Below are 19,077 nucleotides of genomic sequence, written 5' to 3'. Positions count from 1 at the left end.
GCGCCAGGCGCCCGCCCTTCGGGTGTAACGTCGCGAAGGGAGCGCGGCCGCTCAGGCCTCGATCTCCTCGATCGCGATCGTCTTGAGGCCTCCCCGGTCGAATACCTTGCCGGTGACGGTGACGGTGTTCTCGGCGTGCTCCTTGAGGCGCTCGTTGTCGCCCACGCCCGGCATGCCCATGCTGACCGGTACCATGATGGTGCCGTCTTCGGTCATCAGCGCGAGCGGGATGCCCTTGTCGGCGCACACCTGGGCGCACATGCGATGGTCGTCGCCGGACAGGTTGTGCACGACCTTGCACGACAGATCCACGACGGTGACGGTCAGGGTCTCGCTCTCCGCCGCTTCCTGGGCGTTGAGCCCCGTCGCGCCGAAGGCGACGAGAGCCGCGACCGAGAGAGCTACACGCTTCATAGGTACCTCCATCTGGGGGGCAATTACGCCGGCGTCAGTGCGGGCACCGGCCGTAAGAGACGTCCTCAGAAGGCACACGTGGGTCCCGGGGTTCCCGGGTTTTGTCCCGCCGCGATGTGCGCTGGTCCGGGGCTCCGGCTAGTGCTCGTGTCCGGGGTCTTCGGCCGGCGCGGCGCCGTGCGCGTGATCGGCGCCGCCGCCGGCAGGCCCGTCCACCTGGAACGGCAGCTCCGCCGCGTGGGCGCCCGCTTCGTCGAAGTTCACGTAGAGCACCCAGTCGCCCTCCATGGGGATCTCCACCGTGGCCACCAGGCGGTTCGCGGCGCGCTCGAGGGGGTAGCGGATGACGCCGTGCATGGGCATGGAGGGCGAGACCAGATCGACCGAGAGAGGCGTCGAGTCGTCGGCCTCGATGGTGAACACGACCGCGCCGAGCGCGGGGGGATCGGGGTCGGGTACGGCGCGCACCGCGACGCCACCGCTGGAGGTCGCCGCCCACGGGTCACCGGCTGCGGCCGCCGCCGGCGCTTCCTCGCCAGCGGGCCCGCCGTCGGCCTCAGGAGGAGGCTCGGCGTCCGCGCAGGCGGCGATGATCGAGAGAAGCACGAGCGCGCGTTTCAAGGGTCGACTCCCGGGGGTTCTGTGAGACTCGGCTCAGGAAGCGCGCCGGGCCTCGCCGGAGTTCCCCCGGAAGGGGCGTCGGGCCTGGACACCTCCCGGCCGCGGCCGGTACCTTGCCGTGCTTCGCACGACCCTGAACACAAAGACATACTATCGTGAATATCGTCGTTTGCGTTAAACGGGTGCCGGACACGGCCGCCCGCATCAAGATCCAGCCCGACGGCGGCGTCGATCAGGCGGGACTCAAGTACGTGGTATCCCCTTACGACGAGTACGCGCTGGAGGCCGCCCTGCGCCTGAAGGAGGCGGCCGGCGAAGGCACCGTGACTGCGCTCAGCGTGGGCGACGCGGCGTCCGCCGAGCAGCTCCGGTCCGCCCTGGCGATGGGCGCCGACGACGCGGTGTTGCTGAAGGCCGACGTGGGCATGGACGGGCTCACCACCGCGCGCGCGATCGCCTCGGAAATCGCCGAGCGCGCCCCCGACCTGGTGCTCTTCGGGGTCAAGGCGGTGGACGGCGACCAGCAGCAGGTGGGCCTCATGGCCGCCGAGCTCGCCGGCCTGCCGGCGGCGTCGGTCGCCGCGACGGTTGATGTCGAAGACGGCGCCGCCGTGTGCCACCGCGAGGTGGAGGGAGCGGTGGAGGTCCTGGAGGTGCCGCTGCCCGCCGCCGTCACGGTCACCAAGGGTGAAAAGGATCCGCGCTACCCCTCGCTCAAGGGCATCATGGCGGCGAAGCGCAAGCCGCTGGTCGAGAAGGACGCCGCTCCGGGCGAGGCGCGCCTGGCGGTGCGCTCGCTGGCGGAGCCGCCCGCGCGTCCCGAGGGGCGCGTGGTGGGCGAGGGAGCGGACGCGGTGCCGGAGCTGGTCCGGCTGCTGCGCGAAGAAGCCAAGGTTCTGTAGGTCCACCGGAGATCAATGTCCAACGTACTGGCGGTCATAGAGTTGAAGGACGGCGCGCCGCGGCGCGTCGCCAACGAAGTCGTTACGGCCGCGCGGGCGCTCGCCGACGCGCTCGGCGGTGAGGCGCACGCGCTCGTCGTGGGCCCCGGTGGGGCGGCGCTGGAGAGCCTGGCGCGCCACGGCGCCGACGCTGTCTTCGACTGCGCCCACGAGGCACTGGCCGACTACCACGCCGAGGGCTACACGCAGGCCGTCGCCGGATTCCTGGACGGGCGCGATTACGGCGCGGTGCTGTTCGGCGCGACCGGGCAGGGCAAGGACCTGGCGCCTCGCGTGGCCGGCCGCCTGGGCCTGCCGCTGGCCACCGACGCCACGGCGCTGGGGTCGGAAAGCGGTTCGGTGATCGTCACGCGCCCGGTCTACGCGGGCAAGGCGATCGCCACGGTCGCGGTGCAGGCGACGCCGGCGCTGGTGTCGCTCAGACCCAACGTCTTCACGCCGGTCGAGGACGCACGCGCGGGAGCGGTGCACAGCGTGCCGGCGGCGGTCGATCCCGGGAGCTGGAGGGTGCGTCGTCGGGAGGTCCTCGGTGGCTCGGGAGATCGGCCCGACGTGGGCGAGGCGCCCATCGTGGTGAGCGGCGGGCGCGGCATGCAGGACCCCTCCAACTGGAGCCTGCTGGAGGACCTGCGCGACTCGCTGGGCCCGAACGCCTCGCTCGGCGCGTCGCGCGCGGTGGTGGACGCCGGGTGGCGCCCGCACTCCGAGCAGGTGGGGCAGACGGGCAAGACGGTGTCGCCGCGGCTCTACTTCGCGGTGGGCATCAGCGGAGCCATCCAGCACCTGGCCGGCATGCGCACGGCGGGGACGATCGTCGCGATCAACAAGGACCCCGACGCGCCGATCTTCAAGGTGGCCGACTACGGCATCGTCGGTGACGCGTCCGAGATCCTGCCGCGCCTGGCCGAGGAGATCCGGCGCGTCAGCGCCGGCTAGGACGCGCATTGGCCCGGCCAGGGGCGCGTCCGCGCTTCCGTCCGCCCAGGCAGGCGCGTAGCCAGCGCAGCCTGGAGCGAATCCTGGACGCGGCGGAGGCCATAGCCACCGAGCGCGGCCTGGGTGAGGTCACGGTGCAGGAGGTGATCAAGCGCTCGCGCGTATCGGTGGGGTCGTTCTACGCGCGCTTCGACGGCCGCGAGGCGCTTCTGCACCACCTGCAAAACCGTTTCTGGAGCGGCGCCGAGGATCAGTGGCGCACGTTCCTGGACCCCACGCGCTGGGAAGGCGCCCCGGCCGCGGTCCTGGTGGGGGAGTTGGTCCGCATCCTCGTGCGCGGCTATGCGCTGCGCGCGGACTCGCTGCGCGCCTACCTCCTGCACGCGCTCACCGACGCCGACGGCAAGCCGCTGCGGCGCTCCACCATGCTGGACGCCGCGGTGGGCGATCGCATCCGCTCCCTCATGAAGCCGCGCTACGCGGAGATGGGCCACCCCGATCCCGCGCGCGCGGTGCCGGTCGCGATCCGGCAATTGCTGGCCACGCTGCGCGAGGAGGTGCTGTTCGGCCCGGCCCGGCCCGGCGCGGACGCTCTGGACGAAGACGCGCTGGTGATAGAGCTGACGCGGTCCTTCCTGGGCTACCTGGGGGTGGCCGACGCGCCCACCAGCACCGAGGACCTGCGCCGCCGAGTGGCCGCTTACCGCGAGGCCTCCATCGCCCGCTAGGGCCGGCGCACCCTACATCGTCCGGTAGCGGGGGCCGCTTCCTCCCTCGCGCGGGGACCAGCGCGGGCCGAGCACGTCGGTGGCCTTGCAGTCGATGCAGTTGGGGGCGTTGACGACCAGCCTGTCGCCCTCTCGCTCGAAGACCCCGGCCGGGCACATCGCCGCGTACATGTCGGCCACCTCGGGCGGGATGTCCTCGCCCACCATCAGATGGCTCGGGATGTCGTCGCGGGTCTGGTTACCCGACTTGAAGACCGCGTCCACCTTGGAGAAGGTCAGCTCGCCGTCGGGCGAGAAGGGCGCGGGGTCGCCCGCGAGCTTGGGCTCCGCGGCGTCCTTCTCAGAGTCGATCTTGGCGCCGGGGATCGCCCCCCTGGTCAGCGTCATGAGGGCGGCCTTGGCTCCGCCCACGAAGAACCCGGCCTTGAACGCCAGCCGCATGTTCCGACGCTCGCGCAGGTCATGGTAGATGTAGCCGCCCCGGATCATGTCGTCGTAGCCCGCCAGCGCCGCGGCGCCCACGTCGCCGGCCTTCAGCGCGCGGAAGATCGTGCGCGCGGCGTACATGCCCGACTGCATGGCGTAGTGGATGCCCTTGAGCGAGGCCACCTCCACGAGGCCGGCGGTGTCGCCGGCGATCAGCAGCCCGTCGCCGTGCCAGCGCTCCGGCAGCGCGTGGAAGCCGCCTTCGGGGATGGTCTTGGCGCCCCACTCCACCAGGTGGCCGCCCTCCAGGTAGGGCCGGAAGAGGGGGTGCAGCTTCATCCGCTGTAGCGCCACGTGCGGGTCGAACGCGGTGCTGCGGTAGTCCAGGCCCACGACGAGGCCGATGGCGATCAGGTCCGGCGCCAGCGGATAGCAGAAGCTGCCGCCGAAGGCGTCGCGGGGGAGCGGCCAGCCGAGGGAGTGGATGACGCGGTCCAGCGACACCTTGGTCTCCCACACCTCCTTCACGCCCAGCGCGTAGATCTGCGGGTTGGGGGCGTGGATGTGCTGCCACTGGCGGTAGGCGATGGCCAGCGCGCCGCGCGTGCCCTCCGACAGCACGGTCACGCGCGCGGCCACGTCGGTGGCGGGCAGCGCGCCGGGCGCCGCGTTGCCGTCGCGGTCCAGGCCGGACGGCGTGGTGCGCACGCCCACCACGGCGTCGCCGTCCACCAGCAGGGAATCGACCGGGAATCCGGTGAACAGGTTGACCCCCGCGGACTCCGCGCGCTCCCCCAGCCAGCGCACGATCTCGCAGATCGAGGCGATGTAGCTGCCGCGATTGGCCATCGTGGGCGGGGTCGGAATCCGGATCGACCTGCCCTCGGTGAGCAGGTAGACCGACTCTTTCGTCACCGGGCCCCGGAACGGGAAATCGGAGTCCGACAGATCGGGAAACAGCTCGCGGAAGGCGCGCGGGTCCACCACCGCGCCCGACAGGTTGTGCTCGCCCAGCTCTCCCGCCTTCTCCAGCACGCCGATCTCGACGTCGCCGATGCCGCCGCCCGCCTCGTTGTCCTCGCGCACGAGCCGCGCGAGCTCGATGGCGCCGGCCAGGCCGGCGGGGCCGCCGCCGACGAAGACGACGTCCATGGGCACGTGCTCCTCGTCCAGCGGCTCGGCCCGGATGAAGCGCTCGGTGGGCAGCCGGATCTGGTGGGCGGAGGGCAGGACCCGAAGTCCGCTCTGGGCCTCAGGGGCCATGGGGCGTTCGCTCCTTGATGTCGGTCGATTGCGTCGCGTCCGCGGTCGCGGCGCGGGAAGATTAAGGCTCCGGGCGCTCGTCCGCGACGGGGCCGGATGCGCCGGCCACCCCGGGGCGCAGCACGTCGCCGGCGAGGGGCGGCGACCACGCCTCGGGTGGGCGCAGGGGGATCGCGCGGGCGGATTCGCCCTCTTCGACGCCGTCGCTGTCCAGCGGCACGACCACCAGCGCGTCCGCCGCCGCCAGGGTGCTGAGGACGCCCGAGCCCTGCGCGCCCGCGCCGCGAGCCAGCCAGCCGCCCGCGCCGTCGGGCTCCAGGCGGACGCGCAGCAGGTGCACGAGGCCGGGCCGCGAGCCGAGCCTCTCGGCCGCGCGTACGTCGATCACCGGCGCCAGCAGCGCGGCCTGGCCGGCCAGCCGCAGCAGCGCCGGCCGCACCAGGATCAGAAACGTCAGCAGCGCCGACACCGGATTGCCGGCCAGCCCGAACACGGGCAGGTCGGGTGCGTCCGGGCGTGCTATCAGGCCCAGCGAGAAGGGGCTGCCCGGCCGGATCCGCACGCGCCAGAAATCGGTCCGCAGCCCGAGCTCGGCCAGCGCGGAGCGCGCCACGTCGTGCTCGCCGACGCTCGCCCCCGCGGTGGTGATCAGCGCGTCGGCGTCCAGGCCGCGGCGCACGCGCGCCCGGATGTCGGCCGCGTCGTCGCGCGCTATGCCCAGGGCCAGTGGCTCGCCGCCCGCCGCCGCCACGGCCGCGGCGAGCGCCGGGCCGTTGGCGTCCACCACCGCTCTGCCTGCGGCCGCCTCGGCCGCGCGCCGGGCGGGCACGACCTCGTCGCCCGTGGACAGGATCGCCACGCGCGGCCGGCGGTGGACGCTCACGCTCTCCACGCCCAGCGCCGCCAGGACCGCCACCGCCGCGGGGTCCACGTGCGCGCCGGTGGCGAGCGCGACATCGCCCGCGCGCAGGTCCTCGCCGCGGAAGCGGATGTTGCGGCCCGCGTCCCGGTCGGAGAGCACGGCCACCCGATCGCCGGCGGCGCGCCCCCAGCCGTCGCCCCGCCACGCGTCGGTTTGCTCCACCCGAACCACAGTGTCCGCGCCGGGCGGCACGGGCGCGCCCGTCATGACCTTGGCCGCCTGCCCCGCGCCGAGCGGCTCGGGCGCCACAGAGCCCGCCGGCACGTCGGCCACCACCGAGAGACTCACCGGGGCGTCGCGGGTGGCGCCGCGGACGTCCTCGGCGCGCGCGGCGAACCCGTCCATGGCGCTGTTGTCGAAGCCGGGCAGATCGAACGGGGCGGCGACGTCGGCGGCGAGGACTCGGCCCGCGGCCTCGGCGAGCGGCGCGTCTTCGGCGGGCAGCGGCGCGACCGCGTCCAGGACGCGGGTGAGCGCCTCCGCCACGTCCAGCCAGTCCGCCTTCCGGCGGTCACGGCCGGCGCCGCTCACGCGTCGCGCCCGCTGACGAGGGCGCCGGCGGCCAGCCGCTCGGCCTCCTCGAGCTCCTCGCGCGTGTTGACGTTGTGGAACAGGCGCGCGGGGTCGCCGAACGCCGCGACCCGCTCCTTCGGCATCGCGTGCACCCGCACGTCGTCGTAGAAGGACACGAGGCGCGCGCCGCCGCCGTGGGCGCTCTCCTCGATGGCGGGCAGGCAGGCGAGCGCGTAGGCGGCGCACAGCGGCTCCAGGCCGCGCTTGCCGTCGCTCAGGGGCACGGCCGCGTCCGTGTCCGGGCCGGCGGCGCTCTCGGCCAGCTCGCGCAGCAAGCCGGGGGCGACGAACGGCATGTCTCCGGCGACCACGAGCGCGCCCGGCGCGCCCAACTCCTGCGCCCACAGCAGCGCCGCGTGGAGCCCCCCCAGCGGCCCCAGACCGGCGCGTTCGTCGGCGCGGCTGGGCAGCCCGAGCGGCGCGTACGCCTCCGGCTCGTTGGCGATCAGCACCACGCGCGCGCAGCCCGCTTCGGCCAGCGCCCGGCGCGCCCGGTCGGCGATCCGGACGCCGCCCACGCTCGCCATGCCCTTGTGGTCCCCGAAGCGGGTGTTCTTGCCTCCCACCAGGATGGCCCCAAGAAAGCCGTGCGTGGCGGGCGCGTCCGCGCGGGCCACGGCCGGTCCCGCGGCGTCACCGCCCGGCGGGTCGCCACCCATCCCGGTCACGAGGCCAGCACGCCCGCGAACACTCGCTGGCGCGGCGTGCCTGCGCGCGCCGCGAGGGGTAGCTCCGCGGTCGCCGCGATGCGCGTGGCCAGCGTGGTGGGGACCGAGCGGCTCGCCACCCAGGCGAGGCCGGCGCGCGCCGCCTTGTACGCCATCTCGCCGCTGATGCGCGCGGTCGTGACGAGCCCCAGCCCGGCGGGGTCCCAGCCGCGCCGCAGCGCCGCCCCGGCCAGCCTGTCCAGCGCCGAATGGCGCGCCACGTCCTCCAGCCGAAGGACCAACTCGGCGCCCCGGACGAGGCCCGCCGCGTGCACACCCGACGATTCGCCGTAGAGCTCCCCCATCAGGGCGCGCAGCTCGTCCAGGCCGGGCAGGGGGGCGTCGCCCGCGCCCAGGAGCGCGCGACAGCCTCCGCACCCCAGCACGTGCGCCACGCCCTCCGTCGTCCTGTGCGCGCGCAGGCACGCGCCGGCGTCGGCCGCCTCGGGCGGCAGATCCACGTCCACCGAACCGTCGTCCACGCGGAACGCCGCCGCTCTCAGCGCGTCCCACGGGTGCCCGCGCGCCAGCAGGTGCCCCGCGGCGAGCTCTGCGGGGTCGCACGCCGACGCGGTGAGCACCGCCACCGGAGCGCCCGACAGGGTCACCGCGTAGACGCGCTCCTCGACCGGTTCGACCGCGCCCCGGCTCAAAGCAGGTTGGGCCAGACGCCGGTGAACACCCGCACCACGACCTGCACCACCAGGTAGGGAATCCAGCCCAGCACCGCCGTGAGCGCCGCCGCGCCGTTGCCCACGTCCAGCGCTTGGCGGATGGCGATGAACACGGCTACGAGGAGCCAGACGAAGACGGCGGCCTCGATGACGCCCCCGATCAGGGGCAGGATCGCCAGCACGTACAGAACCCCGGGCGACTGCGCGAAACCTACCGTGCGCAGCACCTCTCCCCAGGTGGCGGTGCCCCCCATCAGGTGTGCGCCGATCAGGTAGATGATTCCAGACCACAGGAGCCAGCCCGCGTACGTGGCGACGACGCCACCGAAGAACGCGGCGCCCCCCGAGCCCGCGCCGCCGATCGCCGCCGCGAGCGCCACGAGGCCCACCACGATAGCGGCCTGCGAGGTCGCGGTCGGGTCGTGCTCCACCTCCTCGTACACCTCTATGTCGAGGCGCGCGGCTCCCGCCATGCGGTCCAGGAGCGAACGATTCGGAGCGATGGTGTCCACGCGCAGCCTCCGGGTCGCGGTGAGCTATCGGTCGAAAAGGGGGACTTCGTGTAGTCTACCGAGGGCCCAGGCGCGGGGGAAGCGAACGGCCTTGCTCGGGGGGCGTTTCGCCGTGCGGAGGTGAGGGGGCCGCGTACGCGCGCGCCGCGACCGCCTTGAGCCGCGCTGACACCCGATTCCCGGGGGCCAGGTCCAGCTCGGCGGCGCCTTCTCGGGTCACCAGCGCGACCAACGACGGGGGGCCATCGAGCCGTACCCGCACCAACCCGCCCGCCGGGGTCACGCTGACGATGGTCGCGTCCACGCGGTTCCTGGGCGTGGAGAGCGCGGTCGAGTCCGGCTCCGCCAGGATGAGATCCTCGGGTCGGTAGGCGACGTGCATGGGCGCGCCCGTTGCCCACGCGGAGGCGTCCGCGGCCGGCACCGCGAGCCAGCGCGGGCCGCCGGGCAGCTCTATCTCCACCAGCGCATCGCGCCGCGACACCAGTGAGCCATCGACCACCAGCTCGGCGCCCGTCAGCTCGGCGACGAAGGGCGAAGCCGGGTCCGCGACCACGTCGGCGGGGGTTCCGGCCTGCACGACGCGACCCCCCTCGAGGACGTACAGGCGGTCGGCGAGCGCGAACGCGGCGTCCGGATCGTGCGTCACCAGGATCGTCCCGCCGCGTCCGCCGCGGACCGCGGACTCCAGGTCCATGAGGAGGCGGCGGCGGGACGCCACGTCCAGGTCGGCGCCCGGCTCGTCCAGCACCAGCACGTCGGGGTCGAGCACGGTCGCGCGGGCGATCGCCACGCGCTGCGCCTCCCCGCCGGACAGGCTGCGGACGTTCCGGTCGCTCAGGTGCGCGACGCCCATCCGCTCCAGCGCCGTGGCGACGCGCTCGGCGTGGCGCGGCGCGGCCACCCGGCGCAGGCGGAGGCCGTAGCCCACGTTGCCGGCCACGGTGCCGCTGAACAGCACCGAGCGCTGCAGCAGCCCCACCAGCGCGCGTCGGGCGGCGGAGGTGGCCTCGGTCAGCGGCACGCCGCGCAGCAGGATTTCCCCCCCGTGGGGTGGCTCGACCCCCAGAAGGAGGCGCACCAGGGTCGACTTTCCAGCGCCGTTGGGGCCCAGCACGGCCACCACCTCGCCGTCCCGCAGGCGCAGCGAAACCCCCTCCAGCAGTGCCTTGTCCGCGACCCGGTAGCTCACTCCCCGCGCCTCCAGGAGCACGGCGGGCCCCGCGTCGGTGCGCCGCGCGCCGCCCACCATCGGAGCCAGCGTGGTGTCCGGGCTCACGCGGCCCGCCGTCCGACGCGCGCCAGGTCGTCGGGCCCCTGCTGGAGCCGCGTGAGGGCGATGTTGACGGCGAACGCGATGACCAGCAGAACGATGCCCAGGGCCACCGCCGCGGCCAGGTCACCGCGGCGCGTCTCGAGCACGATCGCGGTGGTCATGACGCGCGTTTCGCCCTGCACGTTGCCGCCCACGAGCATGACCGCGCCCACCTCCGAAATCACCGCCCCGAAGCCGGCCACGACGGCGGCGCCGATGCCCAGCCTGGCCTCGCGCAGGTGCGCCAGCAGCGCCTGCAGCGGCGTGGCGCCGAGCGCGCGCGCCTGGAACCGGACGCCGTCGGGCACTGCCTGCACCGCGGCGAGCGTTATCCCCGCCACGTAGGGCGCCGCCAGCACGGCCTGGGCGATGATCATGGCCGTCGGGGTGAACAGCAGGCCGAGGTGGCCGAGGGGCCCGGAGCGAGACAGCACGAGGTAGATGAACAGGCCCACGACGACCGGGGGCAGCGCGAATCCCGTGTGGATGGCGGCCACCGCCAAACGCCGCGCCGGGAATCGGCCCACGCCCACGGCCACGCCGATGGGGAGTCCGATGAGCAGCCCCAGCAGAACCGCGGTGCCGGATACGCGCAGCGACAGGAAGACGATCTCCGCGATGTCGGCGGAGCCCGACAGCAGATGCCCGATCCCGCGCGCGAGGGCGTCCAGCATCAGCTCTCTCCGCGCGCGTGGGCGGCGCGGCCCTGCGCCGCGGCCGTCACGTCAGAACCGCAGCGACGCCCCGGCAAGGAAGGTGAGGTTGCCCACCCACTCCTCCTGCGGTAGGCCGAAATCGGCGAGGATGAACGGCTCGGGGGTCTCGACCTTCCACAACGCCTGCCGTACCTCCACGCCCAGCGCCAGCCGGGAGCCCACCAGGTAGTCCGTGCCGATCGCGAACACGCCGGAGAAGCTGGTGCCGAAGTCCAATCGATTCTCGGTGGGCACGTCTTCTTCGACCGGGGTCTCGTCGGATACGTCGAACGCGCCGCCCCCGAGCACCGCGAAGTAAGGCATCAATCCGTGGAAGCTGCGCGCGCCGGTGAGGTCCATGCGCAGGCCGGCGTGGAGGAACGCCAGGTCGAAGTCGGCGTCGCCCACCACCTCCCGCACCGGCTCCTCGTCTTCGCTCAGGTCCAGCACGGCGCGCGTGGACGGGAAAAACGCCGCCTCGGCCACCGCGCTGAACGGCCCGGCCAGACGGTAGGCGTAGCGGAGGCCGAAAATGTTGGCCGATTCCGACGCGAGCGACACAGTGCCCTCGTCTGCGGCCACGTAACCGAACAGCGCCTGAATCGTCTGTTTTTCGTCCACGAACCGGTAGGGAGATGTGATCTCCTGGGCGCTGCCGGGTGAGGGCGCGGCGAGCAGGGCCGTGTAGGCGGCGAGCGCGAAAGCTGGTGAACGCATGCGTTGGGGTCGTCTCGGTCCCGAAGGTCGGCCGTGCCGAATCGCCGCACCGCGGCGTTGGGCCACAACGATCACCCAAGCGCCAGGCCGGCGCAAGCCACGGCCGGCGGGGCGCGACTGCCGCGCGTTGACACCTTCTCGAAGGCACTCGTAGCTTGGTTCGGCGGTATGGGATGGGGGCCGGCGGGGGCGCGGCGAGCAAGCGCCCGGCCGGCGTGTGGGGAGGAGGCGGAGAATGACTGCGCGATCACGACGACCAGCGCCGGTGTGCCCCGGGAGGGGCGTGCTTGTGGCGCCCCTTTCCCTCGCCCTCTGTGTGGCATTCCTCCTCCCGTCCGGCGCAGCGGCGCAAGCGACCGTAAGAGCGGCGCGTGAGAACCTCAGGGCAGCTCCGAATGGTTCCCTAATCGGGGTGGCGCGAGCGGGCGCCCCGCTGACGGTGGTAGGCTCGCGGGACCGCTGGCGTCAGGTCGATCTGGAGGGCTGGATCTGGGCGCTCTCCGTTGGTCCGACGGGCGCGGGCTCGCTGCAGGTGGACGCGGGAGACGGCGAGAACCTGCGCGCGGAGCCGAACGGCGCAATCCTGGCCCGGCTGGAGCCCGGCGCGGTTCTCGACGAGTTGGGCCGCAGGGAGCGTTGGGTGCGGGTGCGGCGCCGCGCGTGGATCTGGGCGCCGTCGCTGAGCGAGCCGAGGGCGGAGCCGGCCGTGCGCAGCGCACCAGAGTCGCAAGAGGCGGCCGCGGGCGCTAAAGGGTCGGCTGGGTCGCTCGCGAGCTGGGTGGTGCCCGAGGAGGGCGTCGCGCTGCGCGCGCAGCCCGACTCGACCCGGGTAGGGACGCTGGAGGGCGGGACCACCGTGGAGGTTCTCGAGCGCCGCGGCGGCTGGGCGCGGGTGAGGCACGAGGGTTGGGTTCCCGTGCCGGAGGCCGGCGAGGCCCCTGGGGAGCAGCCCCTCACGGGCGTCGCCGCGGTGGACCTGGCGCGGGATCCTGAGCGCTTTGCGGGGCGCCGCCTGGCCTGGACGGTGCAGTTCATATCGCTGGAACGCGCGGAGCGGATCCGCACTGAGTTCTACGAGGGCGAGCCGTACGTGCTCGCGCGCGGGCCCGGTGAGGGCCGGCCGATCGTTTACCTGGCAGTCCCGCCGGAGTTGCTCGCGGCGGTGGAAGCACTGGAAGCGCTCGACCGCTTGGACGTGGTGGGGCGAGTCAGAACCCCTCGGTCGCCGCTCACGGGCGCGCCGGTGCTAGACCTGCAGGAGATTCGATGATGCTTTGGGATGAGAGGCGGAAGGGAACCGGCGCGCGGGCTCGAGCCTCGCTGCTGCTCGGCGCGACGGTGGCGCTGCTGTTGGGGGCGTGTGGGGGCGACGGCGTGGACCCCGACCAACCCACGGTTCGGTTGGATGTGGTTTCGGGAGACCAGGTGGCGGCCACCGGCCAGATAGCTCCCGAGCCACTGGTGGTGCGCGTGGTGTCCGTGGCCGACGGCGGGCCGGTGGCGGACGCGGTCGTCATGTGGGCGGTGGAGCAGGGCGAGGGCGCGCGCACGATCCCCGCGAGCTCCAACACCGACACCCTGGGGCTGGCGTCGACGCTGCTGGACGTGGGCGCGCTCGCGGGCGACTACGTCGTCAGCGCGAGCACCGCGGACGCGGGCTCGGACGCGAGCATCACGGTGCGCGCGTTCTCCTCCGCCCCGGTCCTCACGAGTCTCAACCCGGCCTCCGCTTCGGTCGGCCAGTCGGTCACGATCACGGGCACCGGGTTCAGCGATCAGGCCGCCGACAACGCGGTGTTCTTCGGTGTCAACAGGGCCACGGTCACCTCCGCCACCACAACCCAGGTCGTGGCGATAGTGCCGCCGTGCATGGCCTCTGGCGACGTGGACGTCACGGTGCGCCTGGGCCAGCTCGTCAGCAACGCGCTGACGGCGTCCATCACGGGCGATCCGGGCGCGACCATCCAATTGGCGGTGGGCGAATCGCAGACGCTGACGACGGCGGGAGCGCTCGACTGTCTCAGCCTGCCGGGCGCCGCCGGCGAGGAGTTCCTCGTCATCGTCCACAACGACGCTGACGACGCGCTTGGGGAGATGCCTTACCGGCTGACGGGACAGGTCGACGCCCCCGCCACGCTCGTCGCGGGTCCGTCGCTGTCCGTCGACGGGCAGGCCGGGCCGGTCCTGCCGGTCGCCGCCGAGTCGTTCCACGACAGCTTCGAGCGGGGCCTGCGCGAGAGGGAGCGAGAGCTGATTCGGGGGGTCCCGATGGCGCGGCCCTTGGAGTCGCCGGGGGCACCCGGCGTGCGTTCCAGTGTGGTCGGAGGCATGGCCGACTTCCAGGTATTCAACAGGGACGGCGGCTTCACGACGGTCACGGCCGAAGTCGTGCTGACCAGCGCCCACGCCATCCTTTACCAGGACCTGAGTGCGCCGGCGGGCGGCTTCACCGCGCAGGACTTCGCGGACTTCGCCGCCGAGTTCGACGACCCCATCTTCGACGCCGACGTGGCGGCGTTCGGGAACGTCTCCGACGTGGACCTCAACGGCCGCGTCATCATCCTGTTCACGCCCGTGGTGAACCTGTTCACGCCGCCGGGCTCGGACGGCTTCGTGGCGGGCTTCTTCTTCGGGCTGGACCTGACCACCGGCGCCGGCAGCAACGAGGCCGAGATCTTCTATTCGGTGGTGCCCGACCCCAACGGCGACTTCGGCGACGCGCGCACGCGCGACCGGATCCTGGAGGTGGTGCCCCCAGTGCTGGCGCACGAGCTCCAGCACATGATCAACTTCAACGAGCGCGTCTTCGTCCGTAACGCCTCGGAGCTGGAGACGCTGTGGCTCGGAGAGGGTCTGGCGCACGCCGCCGAATCGGTGGTGGCGCGAGAGTTCGCGGCGCGCGGCAATTCCGCCCGAGCGCTGGACTTCAAGGTCGACAACCTGGCGCGCGCGCGGCGCTACCTGCAAACCCCGGGTGACGTGCGGCTGGTGGCCGACGTGGGCGAGGGCAGCCTCGCCGAGCGGGGCGCGGGGTGGATGTTCGTCGAATACCTGCGCGGCCACTTCGGCGGCGACCAGATCCTGCGCGACCTCACCAGCACGACCGCCAGCGGCACCGCGAACGTGACGCTGCAGACCGGCGACACCTGGCCGCGCCTGCTGCGCGGCTGGCTGGTGGCGAACTACGCCGATGAGGCGCCGGAGCTCCTGCCGGGAGGTCCTGCGGATGTGCGCGACAGCTACCCGCTGCTGGACCTGCGTGCGGACTTCCAGGGACTCGGCCTGAACTATCCGCTGATGCCCACCCCGAGGGCGTTCGCCGACTTCGTCACGTCGGGCGAGCTGCCGTCTTCGGCGGGCGCCTACCTGCGCTTCGACGCCGGGGGAGGGGCGCCCACGCTGCGCCTGCGCCTGACCGACCAGGCCGGCGTGCCGCTGGGCGCCGGGGCGGAGCCGGCCATCTCGGTGCTCAGGCTCAGGTAGGCGGGCGCCGGGCGGGCGCCGGGGCCACTCTCCAGCGCGCCAGCGCCACGCCCAGGACGGTGAGCGCCGCGCCCGCGAGCTGGACCGGGGCGGGGCGCTCGCCGAGCGACAGCCACGCGACGGCGATGGCCATCACCGGGACCAGGTTGCCGAACGCCGCGGTCTTGGCGCTGCCCAGAACGCGTACGCCGTGGTACCAGAACACGTACGCCACCGTGATGCTCAGCACGCCGGCGTAGGCGACCGCCGCCCACTCCGCCGCGCCGATGGCGCCCAGGCCGATCTCGCGCAGCTGCCCGAGCCCGAACCACGGCAGCACCAGCGCGCCCACCCACATCGTCCACACCGTGACCGGGAGCGCCCCGTAACGGCGCACCATCGGGATCGACAACACCGTGTACAGCGCCCACGTGAACGCCGCCCCGAGGGTGAGTAGATCTCCGGCCAGCGTATCGCCTCCCAGCCCGCCCGCCGCGCCGCCCAGGACGACCAGGCTCACGCCGATCAGCGTCAGCAGGATGCCCCCCCACGCGGTCCCGGCCACGCGCTCCCCGGCGAGCGGAGCGGCCAGCGCGGCGGTCCACACGGGCGAGGTGGCCATGAGCACGCCGGAGTTGCCCGCGAGCGTGCGGTCCAGCCCCTCGATGAAGAGGAGCTGGTAGATCACGTTTCCCAGCGCCCCGAGCGCGAGGATCGTGAGCAGGTCGCGTCGGCGCGGCCGCACCCCCGTCCCCAGCAGGCGCAGCGCCACCGCCGCGGCCAGCCCGGCCAGGGGGTAGCGCAGCGCGTTGAACGCCAGCGGAGGGACGGTCGCCAGCGCGGCCTTGGAGACGGAGAAGTTCACGCCCCAGATGGCCGCGGTCAGAACGAGCCCGGCTTCGGCTGTGCGCAGTGAGCTTGTCAGGGACCGCATTGGCGTCCGTGGTTGCGGGCGTCGGCGTCGGCGCGGAAACTGGCAGGCGCGGGCGCGACTGGCGAGGCCGCGCCCGCGTTTCGACCCCGAACCGCAAGAAGACCGATGAAGACGTTCGAGTTCGCCGACGGTGAGACCTGGACCGCCACGGCGCGCGAGGAAGACACGCCGCGCCACCACGGGCGCTGGTACCTCGTGTTCGAGGCGGCCGACGGCGCCGCCTATCCCATGGGCGAGGTGCGTTGGCAGACGCGTTCGTCCGCCGAGCGGACGCTGCGCACCATGAGCGAGGCCGAGCTGAGGCGCCGCCTCGCAGGCCTGCTCGAGCGCGCCGGCGCGAAATGAGCGAGGTCGACACGCTCGTCGCGGAGGTCGGCGGAGAGTACGCGCCGGACCCGCGCACCTCGATCTTCGAGATCAGCGTAGAGGGCGAAGCGCTCGTCGGGCAGACCACCCAGCCCGACGGCGTCGAGGCTCTGGTGGGACTGCTGGCGGAGCGCGGCGTCGCGGTGCGCGACGAGGTGGTGCGGCTGCCCGATCCGCTGCTGCGCGAGGGACGCTGCGCGCTGGTCGCCTCCGCCTACGCTCCCATGCACGCGCGGCCGTCCGTGAGGGGCGTGCAGGTCAGCCAGTACGTCCTGGGGGTGCGCCTGGACGTCCTGACCATGCGCGACGGCTGGCTGCGCGTGCGCGGCGAGGAGGGCTACATCGGCTGGGTGCACCCGGGCTACCTGGAGGTCGGCGAGGAGGAGTGGGCGCGCGAGTGGGAGACCGGCTCGGCCGGAGAGCCGCTCGTCTCGCTGGGCGCCGATCTGCACGACGAGGCGGGCCGCACCATCGCGCGTCTGCCCTGGGGCGCGCGCGTGATCCGTGATCAGCCGCGTTCCGTACTGCTTCCGGACGGCCGCCGCGGCGTCCTCGGGGGCGGCGAGCTGATCCCCCTGGCGCGGCGCGCCGACCGGTTTCCGGCGCGCGGCGATAGCGTGGTGCGCAGCGCGCGGGAGTGGCTGGGTGTGCCCTATCTATGGGGCGGGAGCACGCGGGCCGGCGTGGACTGCTCGGGCTTCGTCCAGTCGGTGATGTGGATGCACGGGATCGCGCTGCCGCGCGACGCGGACATGCAGGCCCTCGTGGGAGAGTCGCTCGACACCGAGCCGGCCGGCCACCGGGCGGGAGACCTGGTGTTCTTCCACCACGGCGGCGAGCGCATCGAGCACGTGGCGATGTCCATGGGCGGGGGCGCGCTCATCCACTGCGCGATCGCCAACGGCGAGGTCGCCACGAACGACCTGGACGGAGCGGGACGGCTGGATCGGGACCTGCGCGGCCGCCTGGTATCCGCGCGCCGCGTGCTGCCGGACTGACGAGGGGCGTGGCGCCCGGTTCTTCACGGCAGCGTCAGCACCTGGCCGGGCATGAGGCGCCGGTCGCGCACGCCCGGGTTCGCCCGCCGCAGATCCGCCACCGTGACGCCGTGCCGCCGGGCGATCGCCTCCAGCGTGTCGCCCCGCCGGATGGTGTAGGAGGCCTCTCCTCCGCCCGGCGCGGCGCGCCCGACCGGCGCGCCGGCGCCAGCCGTCGCGGACGTCGGCGGGGGCAGCATCGGGGCGCTGGCCGCCACCGCGAGCCCGGCCCTGCGGGGTCTCTCGAAGCGCGCCAGCCGCGCCCCCAGCGCGTCCTCGACTCGCTTGGCGCGCCAGGTGGACGGGACGCCATTGGCCACGATGCTGAAGCCGAGCCGCTCGCCGTTCGCGGCGCGCACGTAACCCGACAGCGCCGACACCCGCTCGATGGTGCCGGTCTTGGCTCGCAGCCGGCCCTCGGCCGCGGTGCGCGCCATGCGCCGCAGCCCGCGCGCATTGCCCGCCTCGGGCAGCGTGCCGGCGAACGCCGCGCCATCGGGAGTGTCGGCCATGCGCGCCAGCAGCGACACGATGGTCGCCGGCTCCGCGCGGTTGTCGGCGGACAGGCCGGACCCGTCGCGCATGAGCAGCCCGTCCAGATTCACGCCTATTGCTTCCAGCTGCCCGAGCGCCGCCCTGGTGCCCGCCTCGAGCGTGGCGGCTCCCGTCTCCACGCGTCCCAGCGTACGCAGAACCTGCTCGGCGTAGAGGTTGTTGCTGCGCCGGTTGACCACGTGCAGGATGTCGATAAGCGGCGGCGAGCTGTGCGTCGCCAGGAGCCGGGTGCGATCGCCGCTGAAGGCGGGCGCGTGCACCGCGCGGCCGCTCAACCGGGAGTCCTCCGGCCGCCGGACGACCTCCAGGCCGCCGAGTACGCGGATGCCCTGGCTCTCCAGCGCGTCGCGCAGCGTCGCGCCGGCGTAGCGCGCGGGGCTGGACACCGCCACCTGGCGCCACACGTCGCGGCTGCGCGCGTTGATCTGACCCGACACCACGATGGGCCCGTCGTAGGCCATCTTGCGGACCGCGAGCCGGGTGCGTCCGCCGGCCACGGTGCGCGCGGTGTTCACGACCGAGATGCCGCGCCCGCCGCCGGGGAAGAAGTCGATGCGCGGCCGCCAGCCGGGGGCCTCCCCGGGCAGGATCCGCAGCGAGACCGCGTTGTCGTTGAAGGCGAGCGCGCCGGGCAGCGCGGCGTATGCGTCCGTGCTGTAGCTGTCCTGCCAGCCCAGAGACACGCCGGTGCGGCCGAAGTAGCTCGCGTCGGCAACCAGCCGGCCCGTGACCTCGGTGACGCCGAGGCGGGCCAGAGAGTCGGCGAACGCGCGCCACACGGCGTTGGGACGGCGATGGAAGAGCTCGGAGAAGGAGGGATCGCCCGTGCCGTAGAGGACGAGGTCTCCCTCGAGCTTGCCGTCCTCGATGGGTCCGTCGGCCAGCAGGTACGTGCCGAAGCGGAAATCCGGTCCCAGGCCGCGCAGGGCCGCCGCGCTGGTGAACAGCTTGAGGTTGGAGGCGGGGACGAAGGGCTGGTTCTCGTTCAGCGCGAAGAGCGTGTCGCCGCGGTCCAGGCTGACGACCAGCACGCCCCACTTGTCCGAGCTCCAGCCCCCACGCGCAACGATTTCGAGCAGGTCCGCACGAAAGTGCGACAACGCCGCCTCGGCCACCCGCGCCTGGGCGGTGTCGCCGGGCGCGCCGCCGGCGGTGCGCACCGGCGCATCCGCCGCCAGGGCGCTGAACATCGCGCTCGCCGCCAGGCAGGCGGCCGCCGTTCCCTCGAGCCAACCCCTCCTCATCGTCCCTCCCCGCG

At 73.5% G+C, this 19,077-nt stretch carries 19 protein-coding genes; 7 read left to right on the top strand and 12 right to left on the bottom strand.

The window, feature by feature from the left end; translation table 11 throughout:
- Nucleotides 1–51: 51 nt before the first annotated feature.
- Together ABFS34_08095 and ABFS34_08090 are read right to left on the bottom strand one after the other, a co-directional pair.
- Nucleotides 52–414 carry a hypothetical protein gene (locus ABFS34_08095; protein ID MEN8375394.1) on the bottom strand — a complete coding sequence of 121 codons (363 nt, stop codon included), beginning with the start codon at nucleotides 412–414 and terminating at the stop codon, nucleotides 52–54.
- A 138-nt stretch (nucleotides 415–552) separates the two neighbouring features.
- Nucleotides 553–1,035: a hypothetical protein gene (locus ABFS34_08090; GenBank protein ID MEN8375393.1), complete on the bottom strand. Its 483-nt coding sequence runs from the start codon at nucleotides 1,033–1,035 to the stop codon at nucleotides 553–555.
- Nucleotides 1,036–1,190: 155 nt separating this feature from the next.
- On the opposite strand from ABFS34_08090, the gene ABFS34_08085 reads away from it, so the two are divergent.
- From ABFS34_08085 to ABFS34_08075, 3 genes are read left to right on the top strand one after another with little or no spacing between them, the layout of a single operon-like run.
- The gene (locus tag ABFS34_08085; protein ID MEN8375392.1) at nucleotides 1,191–1,937 is read left to right on the top strand and encodes an electron transfer flavoprotein subunit beta/FixA family protein; all 747 of its coding nucleotides are present in this window, start codon (nucleotides 1,191–1,193) and stop codon (nucleotides 1,935–1,937) included.
- A 15-nt stretch (nucleotides 1,938–1,952) separates the two neighbouring features.
- Nucleotides 1,953–2,933 carry an electron transfer flavoprotein subunit alpha/FixB family protein gene (locus tag ABFS34_08080; GenBank protein ID MEN8375391.1) on the top strand — a complete coding sequence of 327 codons (981 nt, stop codon included), beginning with the start codon at nucleotides 1,953–1,955 and terminating at the stop codon, nucleotides 2,931–2,933.
- 8 nt (nucleotides 2,934–2,941) lie between these two features.
- A complete protein-coding gene (locus ABFS34_08075) occupies nucleotides 2,942–3,661 on the top strand; it encodes a helix-turn-helix domain-containing protein (protein ID MEN8375390.1) in 720 nt (239 codons plus the stop codon).
- Between the two features lie 12 nt (nucleotides 3,662–3,673).
- On the opposite strand, the gene ABFS34_08070 is transcribed toward ABFS34_08075, so the two are convergent.
- The 8 genes from ABFS34_08070 to ABFS34_08035 form a co-directional block, all read right to left on the bottom strand.
- Entirely contained in the window at nucleotides 3,674–5,350 is a 1,677-nt protein-coding gene (locus ABFS34_08070) for an electron-transfer flavoprotein:ubiquinone oxidoreductase (protein ID MEN8375389.1), read from the bottom strand.
- Nucleotides 5,351–5,411: 61 nt separating this feature from the next.
- Nucleotides 5,412–6,803 carry a gephyrin-like molybdotransferase Glp gene (glp, locus tag ABFS34_08065; protein ID MEN8375388.1) on the bottom strand — a complete coding sequence of 464 codons (1,392 nt, stop codon included), beginning with the start codon at nucleotides 6,801–6,803 and terminating at the stop codon, nucleotides 5,412–5,414.
- Entirely contained in the window at nucleotides 6,800–7,504 is a 705-nt protein-coding gene (locus ABFS34_08060) for a molybdenum cofactor guanylyltransferase (GenBank protein ID MEN8375387.1), read from the bottom strand. Before ABFS34_08060 ends, glp begins: the two co-directional genes overlap by 4 nt.
- Nucleotides 7,505–7,509: 5 nt before the next feature.
- A complete protein-coding gene (locus ABFS34_08055; GenBank protein MEN8375386.1) occupies nucleotides 7,510–8,205 on the bottom strand; it encodes a formate dehydrogenase accessory sulfurtransferase FdhD in 696 nt (231 codons plus the stop codon).
- Nucleotides 8,202–8,738 carry a YIP1 family protein gene (locus ABFS34_08050; GenBank protein MEN8375385.1) on the bottom strand — a complete coding sequence of 179 codons (537 nt, stop codon included), beginning with the start codon at nucleotides 8,736–8,738 and terminating at the stop codon, nucleotides 8,202–8,204. Before ABFS34_08050 ends, ABFS34_08055 begins: the two co-directional genes overlap by 4 nt.
- A gap of 55 nt (nucleotides 8,739–8,793) precedes the next feature.
- Entirely contained in the window at nucleotides 8,794–10,017 is a 1,224-nt protein-coding gene (locus ABFS34_08045) for an ABC transporter ATP-binding protein (GenBank protein MEN8375384.1), read from the bottom strand.
- On the bottom strand, nucleotides 10,014–10,727 hold the full coding sequence (locus ABFS34_08040) for an ABC transporter permease (GenBank protein ID MEN8375383.1): 714 nt from the start codon (nucleotides 10,725–10,727) through the stop codon (nucleotides 10,014–10,016). Before ABFS34_08040 ends, ABFS34_08045 begins: the two co-directional genes overlap by 4 nt.
- 51 nt (nucleotides 10,728–10,778) lie before the next feature.
- A complete protein-coding gene (locus tag ABFS34_08035) occupies nucleotides 10,779–11,465 on the bottom strand; it encodes a hypothetical protein (GenBank protein ID MEN8375382.1) in 687 nt (228 codons plus the stop codon).
- A gap of 412 nt (nucleotides 11,466–11,877) precedes the next feature.
- Between ABFS34_08035 and ABFS34_08030 the strand changes: the two genes are divergently transcribed.
- Complete coding sequence (locus tag ABFS34_08030; GenBank protein ID MEN8375381.1) at nucleotides 11,878–12,735, top strand: SH3 domain-containing protein; 858 nt, start codon at nucleotides 11,878–11,880, stop codon at nucleotides 12,733–12,735.
- Nucleotides 12,732–14,948, top strand: coding sequence for an IPT/TIG domain-containing protein (locus tag ABFS34_08025; GenBank protein MEN8375380.1), 2,217 nt, complete (start codon nucleotides 12,732–12,734; stop codon nucleotides 14,946–14,948). The genes ABFS34_08030 and ABFS34_08025 overlap by 4 nt, the downstream gene beginning before the upstream one ends.
- Here the strand turns inward: ABFS34_08025 and ABFS34_08020 are convergent.
- A complete protein-coding gene (locus tag ABFS34_08020) occupies nucleotides 14,941–15,861 on the bottom strand; it encodes a DMT family transporter (protein ID MEN8375379.1) in 921 nt (306 codons plus the stop codon). The two genes, ABFS34_08025 and ABFS34_08020, sit on opposite strands and share 8 nt — an antisense overlap.
- Nucleotides 15,862–15,966: 105 nt before the next feature.
- Here ABFS34_08020 and ABFS34_08015 point away from each other — a divergent pair, with 105 nt between their 5' ends.
- Entirely contained in the window at nucleotides 15,967–16,206 is a 240-nt protein-coding gene (locus ABFS34_08015; protein MEN8375378.1) for a hypothetical protein, read from the top strand.
- Nucleotides 16,203–17,225, top strand: coding sequence for an SH3 domain-containing C40 family peptidase (locus ABFS34_08010; protein MEN8375377.1), 1,023 nt, complete (start codon nucleotides 16,203–16,205; stop codon nucleotides 17,223–17,225). Before ABFS34_08015 ends, ABFS34_08010 begins: the two co-directional genes overlap by 4 nt.
- A gap of 23 nt (nucleotides 17,226–17,248) precedes the next feature.
- On the opposite strand, the gene dacB is transcribed toward ABFS34_08010, so the two are convergent.
- Nucleotides 17,249–19,063, bottom strand: a complete 1,815-nt coding sequence (gene dacB, locus ABFS34_08005; GenBank protein ID MEN8375376.1) for a D-alanyl-D-alanine carboxypeptidase/D-alanyl-D-alanine-endopeptidase — start codon at nucleotides 19,061–19,063, stop codon at nucleotides 17,249–17,251.
- Nucleotides 19,064–19,077: the final 14 nt, after the last annotated feature.

Source organism: Gemmatimonadota bacterium, from assembly GCA_039715185.1.
Lineage (GTDB): Bacteria > Gemmatimonadota > Gemmatimonadetes > Longimicrobiales > RSA9 > DATHRK01.
The sequence above is the reverse complement of the archived record's forward strand: the minus strand, read 5'-3'. Positions and strand labels throughout refer to the sequence as shown.

Bases quoted from the DNA above. Each gene is read 5' to 3' on its own strand.
- ABFS34_08095 (MEN8375394.1), bottom strand. From the start codon at position 414: ATGAAGCGTGTAGCTCTCTCGGTCGCGGCTCTCGTCGCCTTCGGCGCG.
- ABFS34_08080 (MEN8375391.1), top strand. From the start codon at position 1,953: ATGTCCAACGTACTGGCGGTCATAGAGTTGAAGGACGGCGCGCCGCGG.
- ABFS34_08070 (MEN8375389.1), bottom strand. From the start codon at position 5,350: ATGGCCCCTGAGGCCCAGAGCGGACTTCGGGTCCTGCCCTCCGCCCAC.
- ABFS34_08060 (MEN8375387.1), bottom strand. From the start codon at position 7,504: ATGGGTGGCGACCCGCCGGGCGGTGACGCCGCGGGACCGGCCGTGGCC.
- ABFS34_08040 (MEN8375383.1), bottom strand. From the start codon at position 10,727: ATGCTGGACGCCCTCGCGCGCGGGATCGGGCATCTGCTGTCGGGCTCC.
- ABFS34_08035 (MEN8375382.1), bottom strand. From the start codon at position 11,465: ATGCGTTCACCAGCTTTCGCGCTCGCCGCCTACACGGCCCTGCTCGCC.
- ABFS34_08025 (MEN8375380.1), top strand. From the start codon at position 12,732: ATGATGCTTTGGGATGAGAGGCGGAAGGGAACCGGCGCGCGGGCTCGA.
- ABFS34_08020 (MEN8375379.1), bottom strand. From the start codon at position 15,861: ATGCGGTCCCTGACAAGCTCACTGCGCACAGCCGAAGCCGGGCTCGTT.
- ABFS34_08015 (MEN8375378.1), top strand. From the start codon at position 15,967: ATGAAGACGTTCGAGTTCGCCGACGGTGAGACCTGGACCGCCACGGCG.
- ABFS34_08010 (MEN8375377.1), top strand. From the start codon at position 16,203: ATGAGCGAGGTCGACACGCTCGTCGCGGAGGTCGGCGGAGAGTACGCG.
- dacB (MEN8375376.1), bottom strand. From the start codon at position 19,063: ATGAGGAGGGGTTGGCTCGAGGGAACGGCGGCCGCCTGCCTGGCGGCG.